Below are 21,115 nucleotides of genomic sequence, written 5' to 3' on the forward strand. Positions count from 1 at the left end.
TACGCGGTCCCGCGCCGCCGTCAGCCGAGTGCCGCGCGGGCCGCCGCGGCCAATCGGGCCAGGCGCCCGTCGCCGATCGTATTCAGCGAATTGCCCAGCCGATTGGTGACGAAGGCGACCGACATACCCGATTCCGGATCGGCGAACGCACCGGAACCACCCACGCCGTAGTGACCGAACGCCCGGCGCAGCGGGCGCCGGGAAGCGATCGGCGGCCGGTGGTATCCCAGTGTGAACGGTACGGGTACGCCGATGACGTAGTCGCGATGTTCGCTGCGTTGCACATGGTTGATGTTCTCGATGGTTTCCGGGCGCAGCAGCGGTTCGCTCCAGGTCCGGTCCGGCAGCAGCACCCGGCCCTCGTTCGCCAGGGCGCCGTACATCCGGGCCAGGGCGCGAGCGGAGAACACCCCGTTGAAGCCGGGCATCACCGCGTCGTGGACGCGCGGATCGCCGACCAGCACATCGAAGCCGGCCGGCATCCCGGCCTCCGCGATCGCACCGACCGTGCGGCTGCGTGCGATGACCTTCGAGGCGGTATCCCAGCGCAGCCCGGGAATCCGCAGCCGCGGGAAGGTGCGGGCGATGCGGTGCCGCTCGGATTCGGGCACCCGGTACCAGAACTCCTCGGTCTGCAGCGGTTCGGCTATCTCGTGCCGCAAGACCTCCGTGAACGGCTCGCCGGTCGCGCGCTGCACGATTTCGGCGACCAGCCAGCCGAAGGTGACAGCGTGATATCCCGACCCCTGCAACCGGCGCGGATCCGGTTCGGCGGCCGCCAGCGCCGCGATCATCGCGTCGTAGTCGAGAATGCCGTCGGCGTCGGCGGCCAGGCCGCGCACATTGTGCAGTCCCGCGCGATGGGAGAGCACCTCGCGCACGGTGATGTCCTGTTTGCCGTTCGCGGCGAATTCCGGCCAGTATTCGGCCACCGGGGCGTCGTAATCGACCAGCCCGCGTTCGGCGATCCGGTGCAGCACCGTGGTGACCACACCCTTGCCGGTGGAGAAGCTCAAAGCCACCGTGTCGGACTGCCAGCGTTGATCCGGCGCCGACCATCCGGCCCACACATCGACGACGGGCCGCCCGTGCAGGAAGATCGCGAAGGCGCCCCCGCCCCGGTTGGGTCGCGGGAACAGCCGGAAGAAATGGTGCACGACCGGCACGAATCGCGGGTCGATGACCATCTGCGGTGCGTCGTCGGTCTCGGCGCCCTGTGCCACCCGCGCCGCTTCCGCCTCGGCTGCCTGCTCCGATCGTGCCGGATCCACCGTGTCTCGACCTCCTGCCGCCGCATACGGCGGCGTCGTTACCCCTACCCGTTAGGGTAGGTCAGCCCGGGAATCGTGCTCAGTGTGCGGCCGGAACCTGCCACAGCCCGATCGGCGTCGCGAGACAGAGCGCGCCCGTTCGGGAATCCCATGCCAGCGCCGCCGAGCCGAGACAGACCGTGCCGCGCTCACCCGAGACCACCTGCGCCTGCGAGCCGTTCATCGCGAAGGAGAGTCCGATCCGGCCGGGAACGTCCTCCGGGGCCAGGGAGGTGAAGGCGAAGGCGCCGGGGCCCATACCGACCGCGACCGGCAGTCCGGCAGCGCCCTCACTGGCCCCGATCCCGCCGCCGGCACCCAGCCCGAGGGCGAGCGCACCAGCGGTTGCCTTGGCATAGCCGACGCCATCGATTCCCGCCGACCGAGCGTGCCCGGAATCGTCGCCCACCGCCCGGCACGCCGTGTTACCGGCGACGATCGTGATATCGCGGTTGCGGTCGGTATCGCAGTGCACGGCGGTTGCCGAGGCGGTGCCGGTGGCCCAGCACACCGCGGCCCCGGCCGCGACGGCCCAACCTGTGATCGCGCTCATCACCTTCACGGTGTGCTCCTTTCGGGCCGGCAGCCCTCACCATAACCGCACCGCGCGGCGGCCGACTCGCTCCGCGCCGCGCGGCCGGCCCGCTCCGCTCACGGAAAACGGGCGGCGACTCCGGTGTGATACCCGAATCGCCGCCCGTTACAAGGGTTGTCGTGCCGCCGATCAGATCGGCGCGAAGCCCGCCCCGGCGCCACCGTGCGCATTCATGTCATTGACGATCGCCGACATGTTGGTGCCGACCTCCGGCCCGAAGCAGGCCACCGCCAGGTAGGCGTTCACCATGCCGACCAGGGTGGTGCCGATCACGACGGGGGCGCCGGAGTCGCCCTCGACCACACACATCTCGGTCCACGTCTCGTCGGTCTGGAAGACGTCGCCGAAGGCCAGGCCGCAGGTGTTACCGGTGGTCCGGCCCTCCTTGCAGACGATGTTGGGGAACTGGGCCGGTGCCCCGATCCCGGTGATCGTCACGTTGCCGATGTGATTGACCGGAGTGACGTGGCCCGGATCGAACTGGATGACCGCATAGTCCAGGTCGTGGTTGGAATAGACGAAATGTCCGATCACGCCCGCGCCGCGGTCCTGTTCGGACCACACCTCGGAACCCGCCTCGCCGCAGTGACCGGCGGTCAGGCCGACCAGGCGACCACCGGCGTCGTGGCCGATGGTCGTGACGGTGCACTCGAACTGGTTGTCGATGATGATGCCGGAGCCGCCGCCGACCACCGGCGATCCGGGACCGGCTTGCGCGACCCCCGCGCCCGTCCCGAGCAGCGCCGCGCCCAGAGCTACGGCGAAGGCGGCATGAGCCGCCCTGACGAGTTTGTTGAACATTTCCCTCCAGACGTCGGAAGTCCGCACGATTATCAGCCTTGTCGTACTACAAGCCTTGTCGTACTACATCCTTGCAGTTGTCGGGCCCGAGCGCGCCCGGTATGCGCATGCAGTTTGCTGGATCGATGCCGTGGCCGCGCGACGACACGTACGAGGCCGACGAGATGCGACACCTGCTCACGACGACCGCTGTTTCGCGGGTACTCGCTATAGGCTTTCGTCAGTATTCGGGGCAAATCTTAATAACGAGAAATTCATTCCGATAAAACAGGCATCGGATCTAGAGTTGGACATTCGATCAGTAAACTAGAACGTGTTCTAGTTAATGGTCTAGTTCTTTGTGATCGATACCAGTCGGGTGCGTCCGATCACAGGCCCGGAACGGGCGTGATCTGGGTCTATGACCACAGCCACACATTGTGATGTGCTTTTCCTAACTCCGTAGTAAGGTGCCTCAAGCGAAAACAGTCGTCGGGGCGGGTAACCGGCGTCGAGAGGGGTAGCCAGTGCAAGTCACCAACGGTCCGGACGGGTCGGGGGCAATTAGTTCACCATCGAGAACGAGTGCCGCGGCGGACTGGACGAAGGCGTACTGGCAGGATCACCCCAAGCGGTCCCTCGAGACCTTCGGTCGACAGATCACGATGGGCTTCTCGGCGGTCGCGGAACTGTTCGTCGCTATCTTCCGTCGTCGCTTCCCGTTCGGTGAATTTGTGCGGCAGTGCGCATTCATGGCCAGCGTCGCGGCGGCCCCCACCTTGCTTGTCGCAATTCCGATCGGCGTCATCGTATCCATTCAGGTCGGTTCGGTCGCGCAGCAGGTCGGGGCCACCTCCTTTATCGGCGCAGCCAACGGGCTGGGCATCATTCAGCAGGGTGCGCCGTTGGTCACCTCGCTCATGATCGCCGGCGCCGTCGGCTCGGCCATCTGTGCCGACCTCGGCTCCCGCACCATTCGCGAGGAGATCGACGCCATGAAGGTCATGGGTGTCGACCCGATGCGCCGGCTGGTGGCCCCCCGGCTCGGCGCCGCCATGTTGGTGTCGGTGCTGCTGTGTGGCTTCGTCATCTTCGTCGGCTTCCTGACCGGCTACATCTTCAACATCTTCGCCCAGAACGGCACCCCCGGCTCCTATATCGGCACATTCGCGTCGTTCGCGGTGACCAGCGATTTGCTGGTGGCGTTGATCAAATCGCTGATCTTCGGCTTGCTGGCCGCGATCATCGCGTGTGATTCGGGCTTGAACACCCGCGGCGGCCCGGGCGGTGTCGCGAACTCGGTCAACACCGCCGTGGTGCTGTCCGCGCTGATGCTGTTCGGCACGAATCTGATCATCACGCAGATCTACAACGCCCTGTTCCCCCCACAGATGGTTTGAGCCGGTGTCGTCGACTTATGTTCCGCCGCTACTGCGGCCTCTGCAGCGGATCCGCAGCTCCGCCGGCGCCCCGCGAGACTGGCTCGCGCGGGTCGGTCACCAGGTCTTCTTCTTCCTGCGCTCGATCGGCTCGATGCCGTTGGCGCTCAAGCACTATCCCAAGGAAGTCTGGCGGCTGCTCTCGGACGTCACCTGGGGTAACGGTAGCCTGATCGTCGGCGGCGGCACTATCGGCGTGGTTCTGATCCTGAGTGCCTTCGGCGGTATGACCGTCGCCATCCAGGGCTACACCTCGCTGAATCTGCTCGGCTTGAGCCCGCTGACCGGTGCGATCTCCGCCTTCGCGACCACCCGTGAGCTCGGGCCCATGCTCGCCACCCTCGCATTCGCCGCACAGGCGGGCTGCCGCTTCACCGCCCAGCTGGGTTCGATGCGCATCGCCGAGGAGATCGACGCGCTGGAGTCGCAGGCGATCCGGCCGCTGCCCTATCTGGTCAGCACCCGGATGATCGCGGCGATGATCGCGATCGTGCCGCTGTACTGCCTGGCGCTGCCGGTCGCCTACCTGGCGTGTTCCATTACGGTGGGGTTCATCGGCGGTACGGCGTCGGGCACCTTCCAGCATTACTTCTATCAATTCCTGGTACCGCACGACGTGCTGTGGTTGTTGCTGAAAGCCATTCTCTTCGTGGCGATCACGACCTTCATCCAGTGCTATTACGGCTTCTTCGCCTCCGGTGGTCCCGAGGGCGTCGGTGTGGCCGCGGGCCGTGCGATCAAGCTCTGCATCATCGCGGTCGTCTTCGCCGACCTGTTCATGACGCTGGCCATCTGGGGCGTGAACCCGGGCATCAGGATCTCGGGATAGGAGGCGCGGTGAGTGGCAATGCGAAGCCCGCTCGCCGGGCCGACCGGGTGCGGGCGTCCCACATGAGCACAGGGGTCTGAATATGATCATCGATCCGAGTGGCCGCGGACCGACGATGCGGCAACTGCTCATCGCGGGCATCTGCGGAATCGTCGTCATCGCCGCGGCGCTGACGCTGCTGATGGCCCGCTACAAGGGCTACATTCTCAACCCGAAGGTGGAGGTCACCGCCAACCTGACCACCACCGGCGACGGCCTGCCCGCGCAGGCCGACGTGAAATTCCGCGGCGTGCTGGTCGGCGCGGTGAAGGACGTGTCGGTGGCCGCCAAGGGTGAGCTGCAGCAGGTGCACATCAATATGAAGCCGGATTACATCTCCGATATCCCGGCCAATGTCACCGCCCGCGTCGTGCCCAGCAACCTGTTCGCCGTCACCTCGGTGGAACTGGTCTACAACGGTCCCGGCAACGCCTCGCTGAAGGCCGGTTCGCAGATCGCCGAGGATCACAGTCAGGGCACCATCGCCCTGCAGGACACGCTCACCACGGTTCGCACGATCCTGAACAAGATCGACCCGATGCAGCTGGGCCGAGTGCTGAGCACCCTGTCCTATGCGCTGGACGGCAGCGGCCGGGTACCCGGTTCCACCGTCGAGCGGCTGAACAACTGGTTCACCCAGGTCCGCGCCGCGGTGCCGGATCCGGAAGGGACACTGAACAACTTCTCCGCCTCGTTCCACGCGCTCAACCAGTCCGCGCCGGATCTGATGACGACGCTGTCGGAATCGGTGAAGACCGCGCAGACCATCGCCGACAAGCGCAGCGAGTTGGCCGGCCTCATCACCGGCACCTCCGCGACCATCGACAAGGTCAACAACCTGTTCGCTCGTAACCCCGACGTCGGCAAGCAGCTGACCTCGGGCACCGGCGACATGTTCGGTGCGCTCACCGACGACCCCAACGCGATCCCGCAGGCCATCGCGAACCTGAACGCGTCGGTCCGCAAGCTGAGCACCACCTTCCACTGGGGTCCGCAGCAGCAGATGATCTGGAACGCGGGCCTGACCTTCACGCCGTACAAGCCCTACGACCGGTCCGACTGCCCGCGCTACGGCGACCTCGCGGCGCCGAGCTGTAGCACCGCCCCTGCGGTCTCCGATATCGGCCCGCCGACACCGGCTCTGAAACCGCGCACGCTGGACGCGTCGCAGGGACTGCCCAAGTTGCCGCCGATGCCGGGCCTGCCCGCCATCCCGGGCGTCACGACCGGTGACACCGCGCAGACGGCCGCTCCGCAGCAGGCGCCCAAACCGGGCAACCCGTTCGCCGGAACTCCGTTGGAGGGTCTGTTCCCGCAGCTGCCGGGCCTGCCGGGCGCGCCCGCGGCCCCCGCGCCGCAGCCGGCGCCGGCCGCTGCACCGGCGGCGGACGGCCAGCAGCCGAATGCGGGGCCGATCGCCTACTACACCGGACATGACGCGATGAGCGCGCTGCTCGGCCGGGATCCGACGACTGCCGAATATCTGCTGCTGAGCTCGATCCTGAGGGGTGGAACCTTGCAAGTATCCGAAAGCGGTGCCAGCTGATGAGAGGGATTCGCAAACCGCTGATCGGGTTCGGTATCTTCGCCATCGTCTCGGTCCTGGTGACCGTGGTCATCTGGAATACGCTGGCGCGCACCGTGAACGGTTCCACCCACAGCTATTCGGCGATCTTCACCGATGTGCTGGGCCTACGGGAGGGCGACGACGTCCGGATGGCCGGCGTGCGCGTCGGCAAGGTCACCAAGATCGAGGTCGAAGGGCAGCACCAGGCCAAGGTGTCGTTCATCGTGCAGAGCGATCAGACCGTGTACGGCAACACCAAAGCCCTTGTCCGGTACCAGAATCTGATCGGCCAGCGCTATGTGGCGCTGGCGCCGGGCAACAAGGGTGACAATTCGGCGCTGCGCAACAACGCGACCATCCCGGTCGAGCGCACCGAGCCCTCGTTCGATATCTCGGGTCTGCTCAACGGTTTTCAGCCGCTGTTCGAAACCTTGCAGCCCCAGCAGGTCAACGACCTGACCAACACCTTCATCCAAGCGTTGCAGGGCGACGGTGTTTCGCTGAGTTCGTTCATCACCCAGGCCGCCGCGCTGGCCGGTGACTTCCAGCGACGCGACGTCATCCTGGCCGACGTGATCACCAAACTGTCGGGCGTGATGTCGGGACTGGCGAAACGAGGTGATGAATTGGAGACACTGGTGACCCAGACCCGTGCGCTGATCGGCGGGCTCTACGAGCAGGGGCAATCCCTGCAGGCTTCGACCGTCCAGATCGCGAATGCCACGTCCTCCCTGGTGAATATGGTCGATCAGGTACAGCCGAAGATCGCTGCCGCGCAGAACTCGTCCACCGACGCGCTGACCATGCTGATCAACAACGGCGCCAAACTGGATCAGGCCGCGATCGACCTGCCGGGCATCCTCGCGACCGTCGGCAAGTTCACCTCCGACGGCGCCTACGCCAGCGCTTACCTGTGCACGCTGGACGTCTCGCTGTACGGGGTGCTGTTGCCGCGAGGTCTCGTCAGCCAGATCGGCGGACCCAACCATTCGGCGGTGTGCCGCCCATGACGACCTTCGGTACGCGAATCAGGAATCGTTTCCAGAGCAACCGCTTCTTCTGGCTCGGCGTCATCGGCGCCGTCCTCATCGTGGTGCTGCTCGTGGTGTCCAGCAGTTACAAGAAACTGGGCGTCGGCACCAAGGACGTGCAGGCGGAATTCGTGCAGACCGCCGGCGTCCAGACCGGTGACAAGGTGAACGTCGCCGGTGTGCCGGTGGGCACGGTCGCCGGGGCGAAACTCGAGGGTGACCACGTGCTGATCACCTTGCACGTGAACAACGACGTGAAGCTCGGCCCCGATGCCCGCGCGTCCATCAAGATGGCCACCCTGCTGGGTGCGCGCTACGTCGATCTCGACCCGGGCGACGGTAAGGGCTTGCCGGGCAACCGGATTCACAAGTCCAACACCAAGGTTCCCTATGACCTGGCCGACGTGGTGCAGATCGGCACCCCGAAGTTCGAGGCACTCGACACCGAGAAGCTGGCCGAATCGCTGAAGGTGCTCGGTGACCAGATCGACGGTTCGCCGCAGCTGACCGCGCAGGCGCTCGACAGCGTCGGCGCGCTCGCCAAGACCATCAACGATCGGCGCGACCAGGTCGACGGTCTGCTCAAGGATCTGGACAAGGTCACCAAGATCCTCGGCGACAACCGCAACAGCGTGCTGCTGGTGATCACCCAGGGCGAGGCCATCGCCAGCCGGGTGATGGAACGCCAGGAGCTGCTCGAGAAACTGCTGAACAACACCGCGACCCTGACCAAGCAGCTGCAGCAGATCGGCGCGGAGAACAACAACCAGCTCGGCCCGACCATCGAACAGCTGAACACGATGGCCCAGGGTCTGCAGAAGAACAAGGACAACCTGGACAAACTGTTGCAGATCATGCCCGCGTCGCTGCGGCAGTTCAACAACGTCTTCGGCAACGGCCCCTACGGTGAGGTCGGGGTGCCGTGGCTGTTCCCGGACAACTGGTTGTGCTTCGCGCGAGTGATCGAGGGGTGCCAGGGATGATGCTGAACAAATGGCTGGCCCGCGCCACCAAGACGGTCGCGATCGGTGCGGCCATGCTGGTGGTCGGCAGCTGCGGTTCGGTGCAGAACGCGGTGGGCGGGTCGATCCACATCACCGCCGACTTCCGCAATATCGCCGGCGTCTTCGAGGGCAACCCGATCACCGTGCTCGGCCTCGAGGTCGGCAAGGTCGACAAGATCATCCCCAAGGGTGAGTACGTCGAGGTGCACATGACGGTGAACCACGATGTGGACATCCCGAAGAATGTGACGGCGGCGATCGTGTCGCCCTCGATCGTGACCAATCGGCATATCGAGCTCACGCCGCGCTACACCGGCGGGCCCACACTGCCGGACAACACCCACCTCACCGTGCAGCAGACCCGCACCCCGGTCGAACTGGACACGATGATCAAGACCATCGACCAGTTCACCGCCGCACTGAAACCGGCGCCCGGCCAGAGTCAGGGACCGCTGTCGGGCACGCTGCTCTACGACATGGTCAACGGCCAGGGTGAGCGGATTCGCGACACGCTCAACGCGCTGTCGGGCGCGTTGAAGGTCGGCGTCGACAACAAGGACGCTATCTCGACCATCATCATCAAGCTCAACGAGCTGACCTCGATGCTGGCCGACAACGACCAGTCGGTGCGCGAGTTCAGCAACAAGGTCACCCAGATGTCGTCGCTGCTGGCCGAGCAGGCGCCCGGTCTGCAGGCCACGCTGGATCAGCTCAACGACTTCCTGGCCAACACCAGCGGCGTGTTCAGCCAGTACCAGAGCCAGTTGTCGGAGAGCCTGACCGGGCTCACCAAGGTCACCGACCAGCTGCGGCAGAACGCGGCCGGTGTGGTCGAGACCGTCGATGTGGCGCCGCTGCTGCTGCAGAACCTGGACCGTTCGATGGACCGCAACCGCGGCTTCGTCCGCCTGCACGCGGTGCTCGGCACCGCGCTGTCCGGCGAGGTCGTCAGTCTGTTCTGTGAACGCATTCAGATGAAGGCCGACGGCTGCCGGACCGGCAAGATCGAGGATTTCGGACCCGACCTCGGGTTGTCCGCCGCACTGTTGGGACTGACGAAATGACGGTATCGAGGCGCCTGCGGCGCACCTGGCTCGCCCTCGGCGTCTCGGCGACTGTGGCGGCCTCCGGCTGTGGTCTGACCGTGGAGAGTCTGCCGCTGCCCAAACCGGGGCAGTCCGGAGAGACCTATACCCTGCACGCGATTTTCGCCAACGCGCTCAACCTGCCCGATCAGGCCAAGGTCAAGATCGGTGGTTCCGATGTCGGTGTGGTCACCCACATCTCGACCAAGAACTACCAGGCCATCGTCGATATGAACGTCCGCAAGGACATCACGCTGCCGCGCGATTCCACCGCCGAACTGCGCCAGGCCACTCCGCTGGGCGATGTGTTCGTGGCGCTGTCGAAGCCGAAGTCGGACGAGACCACGCCGATGCTGAAGGACGGCGACACCATCGGCATCGACCACACCTCGGCCGGTGCCACCGTCGAGGAGTTGCTGCTCTCGGTCTCGATGCTGTTCAACGGCGGCGGCGTGTCCGCGCTGACCAAGCTGACCTCGGAACTGGATTCGATGGTCGGCGGCCGGCCCGATCAGCTCGCGAGCCTGATCAAGCAGATGACGAGTGTGGTCACCACCCTGCACGCCAACAGTGAGCGCATCGACAGCACGCTCAACGGCTTCGACGCGCTGACCAACACCATCGAGGCCAACCACGACCAGTTGGGTCAGGTGGCGGATTCGCTGCCGCAGATGATCGGCGCCATCGCGGAGAACAACAAGCAGATCGGTGATCTGCTCGGCAAGATCTCCACCACCAGCGCGGCGCTCGGCGATTACGCCGATACCAGCCACGATCAGCTGGCGAGCCTGCTCGAGAACGTGCACAAGTTGATGGACGCGCTGTCGCGGGCCGGTAACGACCTCGGTCCGGCGCTGGACGCACTGCACGAGATCCGGCCGAAGGTCGACGCGTCGTTCAAGGGCAACACCCTCGCCGTGGCCGCGACCTTGACCCAGCTCGACATCGGCTTGCTCACCGATCCGCCGCACAGCAAGTTCTGGGATCTGCGCGATCTGCAGGACATGGCGGGCAGTTTGATCCAGGTGCTGCAGATCGTCTACGGCCGAGTGACAGGGGGCCACCGATGAGCTGGCTGCTGCGACACAAACTGCTGCTGTCCACGATCGGACTGGTGATCGCGTTCGTCGTGGGCGCGACGTATCTGGCGGTGGACGTCATGCGCATCAACCCGCTGCGCAGTACCTATACGGTCACGGTCGCGCTCGACCGCTCCGGCGGTCTGCAGCCGGGCAACGACGTCACGCTGCGTGGATTCCGCATCGGCAAGGTGAATTCGATCAAGCTGGCGGACCGGGGCGCCTCGATCGCGGCCGCGGCCCAGATCGACACCAGGTACAAGATTCCGAAGGCCACGCAGGTCGTTGTGCACGCCCTCTCGGCCGCCGGCGAGCAGTACATCGACTTTCAGCCCGACACCGACAAGGGTCCGTACCTCACCGACGGTTCGGTGATCCCGTTCGACCCGCAGAAGGTGCAGACCCCGACTCCGGTGTCGGCGGTGCTGGAAAACGCCAGCGGGTTCTTCGACCAGATCGACCCGGATCGGTTCAGCACCATCCTCACCGAATTCGACACCGCGCTCAGCGGCGGACCGGATCAGTTGCGTGACATGGTCGATGCGCTGAGCCTGGTGACGGCCGGTCTGGACAATCTGCTGCCGCAGACCACCAACCTGCTCACCAACCTGCGCACCATCGCGTCCACCACGTCGAACGCGCAGCCCGATCTGAGCACCCTGACGCAGAACTCGTCGACATTGTTCACCCAGTTCAACAACGCCAACGACGAACTCCGCAAGGTGCTGGACCAAGCCCCGGCGCAGATGAAGGCGCTGGGTGCGACGCTGGACAAGACCACCGATCCGATCACCAGCCTGGCGACCAACTTCGTGGCCGTCACCAAGGCGGCGCAGCTGCGGCTGCCGGCGCTGCGGGCGCTGTTCCCGTCGCTGGTCGTCGGCAGTTCGGCGATGGGGGTGCCGGCCCACGACGGAGAGTTCTATACGATCCTCGATATCTGGCCTCGCCCGTTCTGCCAGTACTCGCACGCGCCGGTCGCGCCGTATGTCGTGACCGACGGCTCGTTCCCGAAGTGGAACTATTGCACCAACGCACCTCCGGACCAGCAGATTCGTGGTTCGGCGAACGCGCCGCGGCCCGACGTTCCGAACAACGGAGCGCAGATGCCGTCGGGTGCCGATCCGAACGCTCGGACCCCGAAACCGGTGCGGTAAATAGAGTGGCCCGAAACATACGGCATGGTTTCCACATGCCGGGAAGGTGACAGATCGATTCATGTCCGATGACGACACCGCCAAGGACAAGGCGAACAACGATGCCGAGTCGACCGAGAAGGTCGACGCGGCGCAAGACAGCACCGCCGCGGACGCAACGGTCAAGTTCGAGTCGGACTCGTCGGCTGCTGCCGCCAAGGGTGCCGATGCTGCGAAGGCCGCCGATGCCGACCGGACGGTGAAGCTCGAGACCGCGGGCCCGACCTCGGCCGAGGCGGCGACCACCAAGGTGCCGACCCCGGTCGCGGCGCCCGCGAGCGCGTCGTCCCCCGGGACGAGCACTCCGTGGGTGCCGATCGTCGCGGCCTTCGCCGCGGGCGTGCTGCTGGTGGCCGCGATCACCGCGGTGGTGGTCTTCTATCTGAAGGCCGACAACCGCGAGGATCAGCTCGCCGCGCGCGATGATTCGACCAAGGCGGCGTGCGATTTCGGCAAGGCCGTGGCCAGCTACGACGCTGATCACCTGGACGACTACTTCAAGCAGGTCGCTGACGTGTCGACGGGTGAATGGGGCAAGTTCTGGAGCGGGGCATCCGGGACGCTGAAGGACGCGATGGTCAGCGTGCATGCCAAATCGAAACTCGACGAGATTCACTGTGCGTGGGAGTCGGGCAACGACAGCGAGGCCAATGTCGTTCTCGTGATTACCCAGGAGCAAAGCAACCAGGCGGTGCCACAACCGGACAAGTTGACGATCCCCGGCGTAGCCCACATGGAGAAGCACGACGGCAAATGGCTGATCTCGAAGTTCGACTCGCCGGTCACCAAGGGAATGGGCCCGTCCGGTCCGGCGCCGGGTGCGCCGCAGGCCGTCCCGGGTACCAGCCCGCAGGCCAACGGTGGGCCGCAGCCCGCACCGGCTCCGCCGCCGGGTAACTGAATCCGGTTACAGGACAACACTTTCCGGCCCCGTGACGGTTTCCGTCGCGGGGCCGGAATGCGTTCGACGAGGTGATCCGGCTGTGAACACGCGACCGAGGCGGCGGCAACCGGGCGCCTCCGGCGGTGGGCCGACCCACCACCGCCGGAAGCCATTCAGTTGGTCTGACGCGTGCCCGGTCAGAAAAGGGTGAGGGCGTCCGCGGTTTCGGCTGTCGCGCGGCCGCGTTTCGGGCGGGACGCCGGCTTGTCGGTGACGACGACCGTCAGCGGCGTTGTCGCGGAGGTATCGGAGGTGTCGGACATCGTCTCGGCGGCTGCGGCGGTGGGGCGAACCGCGCTCGGCAACGGCGGTAGATCGTCGATACCGTTCGGTGTCGCATCGGCCCGGCCCGCGGCGGCGCGGGCGGCCTCACCGGCGAGCTTGTCGGCCTGTTCGTTGTAGTAATTGCCGACGTGCCCGCGCACCCAGCGGAACCGCACCGGCCCCGGGCGGGTGGCGATCGCGTGATCGATCCACCGGACGAGCTCCACATTCTTCACCGCGCTGCCGGTGGCGGTGCGCCAGCCGTTGAGCCGCCAGCTCGGTAGCCATTCCGACGCACATTTGATCGCGTACAGCGAATCGCTCTCGATGAACAGCGGTTCGGAACCCGGATGCGCCCGAATCGCCTCCAGAACCGCGCGTAGCTCGGCTACCTGGTTGGTGCCGGAGGCCGCACCGGCGCTGGCCGAACTGCCCTGATGATTGACCCACGCCCAGCCGATGGCGCCGCCAGGATTGCGCAGGCAGGATCCGTCGGTGCTCACGATGATCATGACCGGTACCCTACGCAATCCTGCCGACAAGATCCGTGCCGTGGAATTCTTCGATTTCCCTGCGCAATTGCGTCTCGCTGCGCCGCACCGCCGCCTGGGCCAGCGCATCGATGGCCTTGGCGGCCGGACGGGCCAGCCAGCCGTGCGCCGGCGGGTAGTCCGCCTCCGAGGTCAGCACCGACCGGCCGTGACCGAGTGGATCGAACCGCAGCGTCAGTGTGGCGAGCGCGGGTGCGGGTTCGGGGTCCTGCAACGACGGGGCGGGGTCCTGCGCAGGCGCCACCTTCCCCGGCCGGCGCCTGCGCAGGGTGTACCCGATGACCGCGTTGCGGCGGTATTCGGTGATCTCACAGTCGACCGTGGGATGCCACAGCCCGAGCCGAAACGTCGCCGCAAAGACCGCACCCGGTCCGTGGCCGGCCGCGCCGACCGGTTCGAACGCTGCGATACCGAACATCCAATCCGGGACGAACCGATGGTTGTCGGTGTACGTGAATGCGACCTCCACCGGAGCCCCAACGTCGCTCGCGTACCTGATGTGGCCCATAGGCCCTCCCTGTTCCACGCTTGCCACAAAAATACTACAGAATTCCTCTTTATTAAACGGTTACCGGGGAATAACGTGCGCTCCGCACGTCGAGCGGCGGATAACCGCTGACGAGGACAAATGTGGTAAACGACCAGTACGTCCCAAGTGTGCTCGACGACAGCGGGCACAGAAGGCAACCGGCCAGGCACCTTGACGGTACCCGGCCGGAAGGGTGTCGAAACGTTATGCCGACGTGGAATCCGGTGCCGCTGTGGTCAACCCGGCTGCCGCGGTGGTCGAAGCGGCTGCCGCGGTGGTCGCCTGACCCACCGCCTGCTCCGGCGAATCGGTGCCGGGCGGGTTGCCGGCCTGGTCCGTGGGAATCTGCTGCGGATGGTGCGACGGCACCGGAGCCGGCCGTGCGTGCCGCTGGACCTGTACGTCGTGCCGGCCCAGGAGTGGATCGCTCATCGCGACGCTGAACTCACCGCTGTGCACGTCGACGTCGGTACGGAATTCGGTCACCGTATTCGGCGCGGCGCCCGGCTGATGATCCGGGGAGCCGTTCGCGCCCAGTACCGACGGCACATTCGTGTCGACGGTGACGGCGAACGAATGCTGTTGTGTCCTGGATAGATTCGCCCCGACGTAGGTTTCGCCGGTGAGGTTCAGGCGGCCCCCGACGCCGCCGGGACCAGTTGTCGCCGAGGGTGTTTCGGTGTTCGGTGAGCGGTCCGCCGGTTCGGGCACGAGACGCGCCGGCGTGGCCGCGAAGGCAGGCAGGCGGCGGGACGCCGCGGCCACGCCCCACAAACCGGTGCCGGCCGGGGCGGTGGTCGATGACGTGTCGGACCGGTGGGTGTCGGGCGCTGGGACGATCGTGTCGCCCCGCTCGCCGGAGCCGATCGCGGCCGGCAGGCCGCCGCCGCCGATCTGGTTGACGACATAGGTTCCGGCGGCGACGGTCAGGCCGATACTCGCCATTCCGGCGAGCACGACAGCGGTGTGTTGCAGAATTTGGCCGGTGGACCGGGACTGCGCGGACTGAGCCATAACGGTGCGTCCTTCCCTCCCCCTGGTTCCTCTCGTGGCCGACCCGCACCGTTGAAAGTCGTACGCACGTCCAGGCTACTTCCTGGCACACGGGATTCCGAGGCCTGCGGTCAAGATCACAACAGCGAGCGTAGCGGCGTGAAAACCGCTGTTCACCCCCCTCCGATCGGCGCCGGTACGCCGCCGACCCCCGAGCGGTGCGAAGGTTTGCGCCGGATCGACGCCGGGTAAAAACAGAAAGCTGGCGAGCGTCAACTTCGAGCTGCGATCTCGAAGTCCTCCGGCCAACGGCGTCCGGTCGGCCACAAGCACGTCGCACCTGAGTCGGCGCTCGCCCGCTCGAACCGGAACTTTCAGGCGAATTGGCCGGCTTCGCGCCCCGATCCCGGGGGCCCGGCGAAGGCCTGCGCGATCGTCAACCACTCCGCGGCGTCGGTTCCCGTCGCCACCAGCGGCAGATCGTCATGATGCCGGCGCTGCGTCACCAGCAGGCAGAAGTCCAGCGCCGAACCACTCACTCGCTGCGCGGCATCCTCTGGCCCCCAGCTCCAGACCGACCCGTCCGGTGCCGTGAGTTCGACTCGGAACGGTTCCGCGGGGGCCTGGCGACCGTGCACGGTGTAGGCGAAATCGCGGGTCCGCACGCCGATATGCGCGATACTGCGCAGACGCACCGTCGGCGTCCGCACCGCGCTCAGCGCATCGGCGACGTCCTGACCGTGAGCCCAGGTCTCCATCAACCGCGCGCTCACCATCGACATCGGGCTCATCGGCGGTCCGAACCAGGGCAGCCTCGTGCCCGCCGGCACCGCTCGCAGCGCCTGCGCCAGACCGGCCCGGCCCCGGCGCCACCGCTCGAGCAGTGCGGGCGCCGGTGTGGTCGCCACCTCGGCGGCCGCGTCGTCGACGAAGGTCGCGATCTTCGTGGTCGCCTCACGCAGCAGCTCGGCGAACGCCGCAGCATCGGTCGCCGCGATCGTCGATACCTCGTCGGTCCAGGTCAGATGGGCGATCTGATGGGCGATGGTCCATCCCGGGGCGGGTGTCTCCCGCGCCCAGCCGGCCGGACCCAGCGGCGCGACCAGACGGTCCAGGTCCGCGCATTCGGCCTCGAAGTCGTCGAGCAGCGCCGCTAGGTCAGCCATGACCGAAAGCATGACAATGCCCCGAAAAAAATGCAAGCATGCGTGCTTGTATTTGTCACCAGCCGAAGATCAGCAGGTGCACGCCGCCTACGACCAAACCCAATGCCGCGCCGTGCAGATACAGCAGCCAGGCGTCCTGTTCGACCGAGGCGTAGAACATCTCCATGAACTCACCGGGTGTGAGCTGCTTGAGTTTCCGTGCCGCGAATTCGTCGATCTTCTTGGCCTGGTCCAAGGCGAAGGCCTCGTCCTGCACCAGGCTCGGCGCCAGGCTCACCGCGGCCCCGGCCGCGCCGACCTGCAAGTTGTCGAACTGCCGCGCACCGAAGGCAGCGCGCACCACCGAGCGCGTGGGGCCCAGTTGGGTGCGGATCTCGTCGGCGATCAGATGCTCCACGAGCTGACGGGTCTTGTCCCCGTTGGGCCCGTCCAGCAGTTCCGCCGCCAGATTCGGCAGGGTCAGCACCTGATAGGCCAGAATCTGGGCGAGGTCGTCGGCGGCCTGCGGTTGCCGCTTGGCCAGCAGTGCCTGCCGCCAGAGGTATTTGTAGCGCGGCTGCGGATCGCCGGGCTCGAACACCATCTTGATGGCGATCATGTTCACCAGCACGCCGATGGTGGCGGCCGCGGCCAGTACCACCAGCCATCCCGGGAGCCAGCCGATCACCGGAATGTCGTGGTGGACATGCATGTACAGCGCCAGCAGGACGCCGAACGGGGCGCCGAGCAACCCGATCCGCACCATGAACCGCAGCTCCGGCGCGGCGACCGTGGTGGTCAGGTCCTTCAGGATCTCCGGATTTGTCCGCAGATAGCGGATGACGAAACTCTTGATGTCGATGAGCTGGTCGACATTGTCACCGAGTTGCTCGAAACCGCGCCGGCACAGTTTCGGCAGTTCGCGGTCGACGCGCTGATAGAGAATCTGTTTCGCGGGGCGCGGTACCGCTCGCCACAGTTCCGGATTCTCGCGGTACATCACATCGTCGACGATCTGCTGCAACTGTTCGTGCGCGCGGTCGGCGATGTAGTCGGCGATACCTTCCAGATCGAGTTCATGGATGAAATCGCGCGGACTGCCGATCCGCATGATCGCCATATCCACGCAGATGCTGGCCATCTTCTCCGCGCGAGCGGGGATGAAGCCCTGGAAGCCGAGTCGTTTACCGTCGCCGGAAAACGTCGGCAACACCTGCACCCGGCGTGGGAAATAGGGATACAGCACCTGCAGTCCCGGAATCCGAACGCCGCGAAATTGCAACGGCCAGAACAACATCAGCACGCCGGTCCAGTTGGTGAGCCAGCCCGCCAGCGCGCTGAAGATCGGGAAGGTGATCAGATCCACGACGAATTTGGACTGCCCGGTCAGCTGTTCCCAGTCGATGAACACACCGCCGGCGACTACCGCCATCGTAGATCCCCCTTGCGCCGTGCGGACTTGCGAGTTGACTGGGTCCCCACATTCTCACCGGGGCCAGAGCGTGTCAATGCGGCGGGGCAGCACTTGCCCTGGTCGGCGGGGGTAAACGCACCCCGTTCAGGGGCGCAGGACGAGTCGAATCGGATTGCCCTGTTTGGTTTCCAGCGCCCGCACCGCCTCCGGGGCTTCCGAAAGTGGCAGCACCGCGCTGACCGAGCGGGCGAGATCGAGACGATGCAGCCGCCGCAGCTTCACCAGTTCGGTGACGTGTTCGGGCTGCGAGCCGTAGTGTCCGCGCAATTGCTGCTGGAAGAAGCTGAAACCGATACCCCCGGTGATCGTGATCGGCTTGTCGGTCAGGCCGACCAGAACCAGTCGCCCACCCGGTCCCAGACAGGTGACTGCCTGTTCGCGCACCGCCGCCACTCCGGCGAAATCGAAGGCGGCCGCCAACCCGGCGCCCCCGGTGGCGGCGAAGATCTGTGCTCGCAGTTCGGGATCGGCCGGATCGAAGGCCAGATCCGCACCGAAACTCAGCGCCCGTTCCCGCGCCGCCGGCAGCGGATCCACCGCCACGATCGGCGCCGCACCGACCATGCGCAGCAATTGCACCCCGTGGGCGCCGAGGCCGCCCACACCCCAGACGCCGACCGGTTCGGCGGGCCGTACCTGGGCGGTCGCCGTGATCGCGGCCCAGGGTGTGGAGACCGCGTCGGGGATGAAGCAGGCCTGCTCGAAGGGCAGATCGTCGGGAATGGGAACGAGGGTGTCGACCCGGGCCAGGGTGAACTCCGCCCATCCGCCGTCGTAGTCGACTCCGCGGGTGAACACCGCGCCGCCGCGAAGTTCGCCGGCCTGCAGCAGCACCCGATCTCCCACCTTCGCGCCGGTCACCTCCGGTCCGAGTGCGTGGACGGTGCCCGCGACCTCGTGGCCGAGCGTCACCACGTCGCCGGAGAGCATCACCGGGGTCAGCGTGCCGTCGATGAGATGGACATCGGACAGGCAGACCCCCGCCGCTTCGACCTTCACCAGGACATGATCGGGACCCGGCTCCGGCGTCGGCACGTCATCCAGTTCCAGTCGGCGCTGTGGTCCCAGGTGAAGGCGTGCGGCCAGCATGTCGGGCTACTCCTCTGGATCGGGCGGGCGGTCCCGCGGGCCCGGTCGAGTATCGCACCGTCATCGCGGTTTCGGCCGGAGTTGCGTACGGCACGGCTGCGGGCGACTCACCAGGCTTCGGAGATTGTGTGGGACTGTGAGTCCCATATATCCTTGGAGGGCCACACCTGCTGGGTGTCGACCGCCGCCGGGGCCGCGCCTCGGGGGATGGGAGCTAGGAGGCCCGATGAGCCACACTGCGAAGCCCGCTCGCCGGGCCGAACGGGGGCGGGGTCCCGGAGAGCACAGGAGACATCGATGACGCTGTCGAAATCCGTTCGTACCGACCTATTCGGCCCGGACTACCGAGAAATGCTGGCGATCCTGTCCGAGGGATCGGTCCATCGCAATTTCGACCCCTATCTCGATATCGAGTGGGATTCACCGGAGTTGGCTATCGATCCCGACGATCCGAGATGGGTGCTGTCGCCGGAGCTCGACCCGCTCGGCGGAACCGACTGGTACAAGTCGTTGCCGCTGGAGCGCAGGATCGAGATCGGAAAGTGGCGGACCGCCAACGTGATCAAGGTCGGCGCCGCCTTCGAGAGCATTCTCATCCGCGGCATGATGCAGTACATCATGAAGCTCCCCAACGGATCTCCGGAGTTTCGCTACTGCCTGCACGAGATGACCGAAGAGTGCAATCACATCCAGATGTTCCAGGAGCTGATCAACCGGATCGGCGTGGACGTCCCGGGGATGCGACCGCTGTTCCGCGTGCTGTCGCCCTTCATCGGCGTGGCCGGCGGCTACGCGCACGCCATCCTGTTCATCGGCATTCTCGGTGGTGAGGAGCCGATCGACCACTATCAGAAGGCGATCATCCGGGAGGGCGAGTCGATGCCCCCCGCGGTGCTGCGCACCATGCAGATCCACATCGCCGAGGAGGCCCGCCACATCTCCTTCGCCGGCGAGTTCTTGAAGGCGCATATCGAGCGGATGAGTCCGTTCGGTAAAGCCATGTGCGCGTTGGCGTTTCCGATCACGATGCGCTGGCTGGCCGGTGAGATCATGGCGCCCCCGCGCTCGTTCGCGAAGGAATTCGACATTCCGCGCGACGTCATCCGGGAGGCGTTCTGGGATGCCCCGCATGCACGGCAGATCCTGTCCGGCTACTTCGGCGATATGCGCAAACTCGCCGATGAGCTGGGGTTGATGAATCCGGTGACCCGCAAGCTGTGGCAGCTGCTGCACGTCGACGGTGAACCGTCGCGATATCGCGGTGAGCCCGAGCGGCGGAGCGCGGCGGCCGCGGTGGCGGACCGGTTGCCCGTGGTCGGCTCCCTCGTCGGCTGGTTGGCGGCCTGACTCGCCGGGACCCGGCGGCGCCTGCTCACGGGGTGTCGCCGGCTCCCTCGGCCAGCGCGTTGATCAGTTCGATCAGCGGCAGTTCGGGATCCAGGGCCAATCCGTGGGCGCGCGCCGCGCCGTCGAGCACGCTCCAGGCGTAGCCGGCGACCTCGGATATCAGCTGTTCGCGACTCAGCAGCGGGTTGGGATCGCGGGCCCACCGGCTGACGGTCGCCTCGGTCATCGACACGATGGCGAAGGTCATCGTGTCGGCGGTGGCCTCGTCGACCACGCCGATCACCCCCGCCAGGCTCGACACCAGCAGCCGGGTCCGAGCGGCGATGGTGGCCTTGATACTGCTGAGCGCGTCCACATCGTCGGGATCCCCCATCGCCGGCCCGCTGCGCGCGAAGTCGTACAGCCGCGCGTGCTCGGTGAGCCAGTCCGCGACCGCGGCGATCGTGCGGTGCAGGATTCGGTGAATGGATCCGTCCCGGATATCCAGCGCCGCGTCGACGGTATCGATGAACTGCTCACCGATCGCGGTCCGAGCCCGCCGATCGAGTTCGTCCCGCCCCGAAAACTGCCGGTACACCACCGATTTGGCGAGCCCCGCCCGCGCGGCGATCTGCTGCATCGAGATCTCGGCGCCCCCGCCGGACTCCTCCAGCAGCTCGATCAACGCCCCGACGATCCGACTCCGCCGCCGGTCGTTGTGTGTCTGCCACCGCGCCTGCCGCCCCCCGAGCGGGGCCGGTTCGGACGGGGAGGGAATCGCCACGCGGTCGAGTTTAAATCACCGGCCACGTCACTCGGACCTGCTCGCCGCGCGGGCGTGATCGGC

Annotated in this window: 20 protein-coding genes; 10 read left to right on the plus strand and 10 right to left on the minus strand. The window is 66.3% G+C overall.

Annotated elements, in window-relative coordinates; genetic code table 11:
• Positions 1-20: 20 nt before the first annotated feature.
• The 3 genes from C5E41_RS04630 to C5E41_RS04640 all read right to left on the minus strand — a co-directional run bounded on the left by C5E41_RS04630 (position 21) and on the right by C5E41_RS04640 (position 2,706).
• Positions 21-1,187 carry a serine hydrolase domain-containing protein gene (locus tag C5E41_RS04630; RefSeq protein WP_104374837.1) on the minus strand — a complete coding sequence of 389 codons (1,167 nt, stop codon included), beginning with the start codon at positions 1,185-1,187 and terminating at the stop codon, positions 21-23.
• A gap of 163 nt (positions 1,188-1,350) precedes the next feature.
• Positions 1,351-1,863 (minus strand): DUF6764 family protein, encoded by a 513-nt coding sequence (locus C5E41_RS04635; protein WP_258080739.1) that lies wholly within the window; start codon positions 1,861-1,863, stop codon positions 1,351-1,353.
• 171 nt (positions 1,864-2,034) lie between these two features.
• Positions 2,035-2,706, minus strand: a complete 672-nt coding sequence (locus tag C5E41_RS04640; protein ID WP_104374599.1) for a S1 family peptidase — start codon at positions 2,704-2,706, stop codon at positions 2,035-2,037.
• Positions 2,707-3,248: 542 nt separating this feature from the next.
• On the opposite strand from C5E41_RS04640, the gene C5E41_RS04645 reads away from it, so the two are divergent.
• The 9 genes from C5E41_RS04645 (at position 3,249) to C5E41_RS04685 (ending at position 12,855) form a co-directional block, all read left to right on the plus strand.
• On the plus strand, positions 3,249-4,085 hold the full coding sequence (locus C5E41_RS04645; protein WP_062966608.1) for an MlaE family ABC transporter permease: 837 nt from the start codon (positions 3,249-3,251) through the stop codon (positions 4,083-4,085).
• A gap of 4 nt (positions 4,086-4,089) precedes the next feature.
• Positions 4,090-4,953 (plus strand): ABC transporter permease, encoded by an 864-nt coding sequence (locus C5E41_RS04650; protein WP_104374600.1) that lies wholly within the window; start codon positions 4,090-4,092, stop codon positions 4,951-4,953.
• Positions 4,954-5,035: 82 nt separating this feature from the next.
• On the plus strand, positions 5,036-6,538 hold the full coding sequence (locus C5E41_RS04655; RefSeq protein WP_104374601.1) for an MlaD family protein: 1,503 nt from the start codon (positions 5,036-5,038) through the stop codon (positions 6,536-6,538).
• Positions 6,538-7,569 carry an MCE family protein gene (locus tag C5E41_RS04660; RefSeq protein ID WP_104374602.1) on the plus strand — a complete coding sequence of 344 codons (1,032 nt, stop codon included), beginning with the start codon at positions 6,538-6,540 and terminating at the stop codon, positions 7,567-7,569. Before C5E41_RS04655 ends, C5E41_RS04660 begins: the two co-directional genes overlap by 1 nt.
• The gene (locus tag C5E41_RS04665; protein WP_104374603.1) at positions 7,566-8,573 is read left to right on the plus strand and encodes an MCE family protein; all 1,008 of its coding nucleotides are present in this window, start codon (positions 7,566-7,568) and stop codon (positions 8,571-8,573) included. The genes C5E41_RS04660 and C5E41_RS04665 overlap by 4 nt, the downstream gene beginning before the upstream one ends.
• Complete coding sequence (locus tag C5E41_RS04670) at positions 8,570-9,658, plus strand: MCE family protein (protein ID WP_258080740.1); 1,089 nt, start codon at positions 8,570-8,572, stop codon at positions 9,656-9,658. The genes C5E41_RS04665 and C5E41_RS04670 overlap by 4 nt, the downstream gene beginning before the upstream one ends.
• Positions 9,655-10,749 carry an MCE family protein gene (locus tag C5E41_RS04675; protein ID WP_104374604.1) on the plus strand — a complete coding sequence of 365 codons (1,095 nt, stop codon included), beginning with the start codon at positions 9,655-9,657 and terminating at the stop codon, positions 10,747-10,749. Before C5E41_RS04670 ends, C5E41_RS04675 begins: the two co-directional genes overlap by 4 nt.
• Positions 10,746-11,915: an MlaD family protein gene (locus C5E41_RS04680; protein WP_104374605.1), complete on the plus strand. Its 1,170-nt coding sequence runs from the start codon at positions 10,746-10,748 to the stop codon at positions 11,913-11,915. The genes C5E41_RS04675 and C5E41_RS04680 overlap by 4 nt, the downstream gene beginning before the upstream one ends.
• 61 nt (positions 11,916-11,976) lie before the next feature.
• A complete protein-coding gene (locus tag C5E41_RS04685; protein ID WP_104374606.1) occupies positions 11,977-12,855 on the plus strand; it encodes a hypothetical protein in 879 nt (292 codons plus the stop codon).
• A gap of 179 nt (positions 12,856-13,034) precedes the next feature.
• On the opposite strand, the gene C5E41_RS04690 is transcribed toward C5E41_RS04685, so the two are convergent.
• The 6 genes from C5E41_RS04690 to C5E41_RS04715 form a co-directional block, all read right to left on the minus strand.
• Positions 13,035-13,673 (minus strand): ribonuclease H family protein, encoded by a 639-nt coding sequence (locus C5E41_RS04690; RefSeq protein WP_104374607.1) that lies wholly within the window; start codon positions 13,671-13,673, stop codon positions 13,035-13,037.
• Between the two features lie 10 nt (positions 13,674-13,683).
• The gene (locus C5E41_RS04695) at positions 13,684-14,220 is read right to left on the minus strand and encodes an SRPBCC family protein (protein WP_104374608.1); all 537 of its coding nucleotides are present in this window, start codon (positions 14,218-14,220) and stop codon (positions 13,684-13,686) included.
• Positions 14,221-14,445: 225 nt separating this feature from the next.
• Entirely contained in the window at positions 14,446-15,255 is an 810-nt protein-coding gene (locus tag C5E41_RS04700) for a hypothetical protein (RefSeq protein ID WP_104374609.1), read from the minus strand.
• 353 nt (positions 15,256-15,608) lie between these two features.
• Positions 15,609-16,400: a TIGR03084 family metal-binding protein gene (locus C5E41_RS04705; protein ID WP_104374610.1), complete on the minus strand. Its 792-nt coding sequence runs from the start codon at positions 16,398-16,400 to the stop codon at positions 15,609-15,611.
• A 55-nt stretch (positions 16,401-16,455) separates the two neighbouring features.
• The gene (locus C5E41_RS04710; protein WP_104374611.1) at positions 16,456-17,811 is read right to left on the minus strand and encodes a hypothetical protein; all 1,356 of its coding nucleotides are present in this window, start codon (positions 17,809-17,811) and stop codon (positions 16,456-16,458) included.
• A gap of 126 nt (positions 17,812-17,937) precedes the next feature.
• Entirely contained in the window at positions 17,938-18,942 is a 1,005-nt protein-coding gene (locus C5E41_RS04715; RefSeq protein WP_104374612.1) for a zinc-binding dehydrogenase, read from the minus strand.
• A gap of 297 nt (positions 18,943-19,239) precedes the next feature.
• Between C5E41_RS04715 and C5E41_RS04720 the strand changes: the two genes are divergently transcribed.
• A complete protein-coding gene (locus C5E41_RS04720) occupies positions 19,240-20,289 on the plus strand; it encodes an AurF N-oxygenase family protein (RefSeq protein ID WP_104374613.1) in 1,050 nt (349 codons plus the stop codon).
• A 25-nt stretch (positions 20,290-20,314) separates the two neighbouring features.
• On the opposite strand, the gene C5E41_RS04725 is transcribed toward C5E41_RS04720, so the two are convergent.
• Positions 20,315-21,052: a TetR/AcrR family transcriptional regulator gene (locus C5E41_RS04725; protein WP_104374614.1), complete on the minus strand. Its 738-nt coding sequence runs from the start codon at positions 21,050-21,052 to the stop codon at positions 20,315-20,317.
• Between the last annotated feature and the right edge of the window lie 63 nt (positions 21,053-21,115).

Source organism: Nocardia nova (genome assembly GCF_002933465.1).
Classification (GTDB): domain Bacteria; phylum Actinomycetota; class Actinomycetes; order Mycobacteriales; family Mycobacteriaceae; genus Nocardia; species Nocardia nova_B.

What these genes read in the sequence shown, in the direction of transcription:
- C5E41_RS04630 (WP_104374837.1), bottom strand. Translation starts at nt 1,187, where the DNA reads ATGGTCATCGACCCGCGATTCGTGCCGGTCGTGCACCATTTCTTCCGG.
- C5E41_RS04635 (WP_258080739.1), bottom strand. Translation starts at nt 1,863, where the DNA reads ATGAGCGCGATCACAGGTTGGGCCGTCGCGGCCGGGGCCGCGGTGTGC.
- C5E41_RS04640 (WP_104374599.1), bottom strand. Translation starts at nt 2,706, where the DNA reads ATGTTCAACAAACTCGTCAGGGCGGCTCATGCCGCCTTCGCCGTAGCT.
- C5E41_RS04655 (WP_104374601.1), top strand. Translation starts at nt 5,036, where the DNA reads ATGATCATCGATCCGAGTGGCCGCGGACCGACGATGCGGCAACTGCTC.
- C5E41_RS04660 (WP_104374602.1), top strand. Translation starts at nt 6,538, where the DNA reads ATGAGAGGGATTCGCAAACCGCTGATCGGGTTCGGTATCTTCGCCATC.
- C5E41_RS04665 (WP_104374603.1), top strand. Translation starts at nt 7,566, where the DNA reads ATGACGACCTTCGGTACGCGAATCAGGAATCGTTTCCAGAGCAACCGC.
- C5E41_RS04670 (WP_258080740.1), top strand. Translation starts at nt 8,570, where the DNA reads ATGATGCTGAACAAATGGCTGGCCCGCGCCACCAAGACGGTCGCGATC.
- C5E41_RS04675 (WP_104374604.1), top strand. Translation starts at nt 9,655, where the DNA reads ATGACGGTATCGAGGCGCCTGCGGCGCACCTGGCTCGCCCTCGGCGTC.
- C5E41_RS04680 (WP_104374605.1), top strand. Translation starts at nt 10,746, where the DNA reads ATGAGCTGGCTGCTGCGACACAAACTGCTGCTGTCCACGATCGGACTG.
- C5E41_RS04685 (WP_104374606.1), top strand. Translation starts at nt 11,977, where the DNA reads ATGTCCGATGACGACACCGCCAAGGACAAGGCGAACAACGATGCCGAG.
- C5E41_RS04690 (WP_104374607.1), bottom strand. Translation starts at nt 13,673, where the DNA reads ATGATCATCGTGAGCACCGACGGATCCTGCCTGCGCAATCCTGGCGGC.
- C5E41_RS04695 (WP_104374608.1), bottom strand. Translation starts at nt 14,220, where the DNA reads ATGGGCCACATCAGGTACGCGAGCGACGTTGGGGCTCCGGTGGAGGTC.
- C5E41_RS04700 (WP_104374609.1), bottom strand. Translation starts at nt 15,255, where the DNA reads ATGGCTCAGTCCGCGCAGTCCCGGTCCACCGGCCAAATTCTGCAACAC.
- C5E41_RS04705 (WP_104374610.1), bottom strand. Translation starts at nt 16,400, where the DNA reads ATGGCTGACCTAGCGGCGCTGCTCGACGACTTCGAGGCCGAATGCGCG.
- C5E41_RS04710 (WP_104374611.1), bottom strand. Translation starts at nt 17,811, where the DNA reads ATGGCGGTAGTCGCCGGCGGTGTGTTCATCGACTGGGAACAGCTGACC.
- C5E41_RS04715 (WP_104374612.1), bottom strand. Translation starts at nt 18,942, where the DNA reads ATGCTGGCCGCACGCCTTCACCTGGGACCACAGCGCCGACTGGAACTG.
- C5E41_RS04720 (WP_104374613.1), top strand. Translation starts at nt 19,240, where the DNA reads ATGACGCTGTCGAAATCCGTTCGTACCGACCTATTCGGCCCGGACTAC.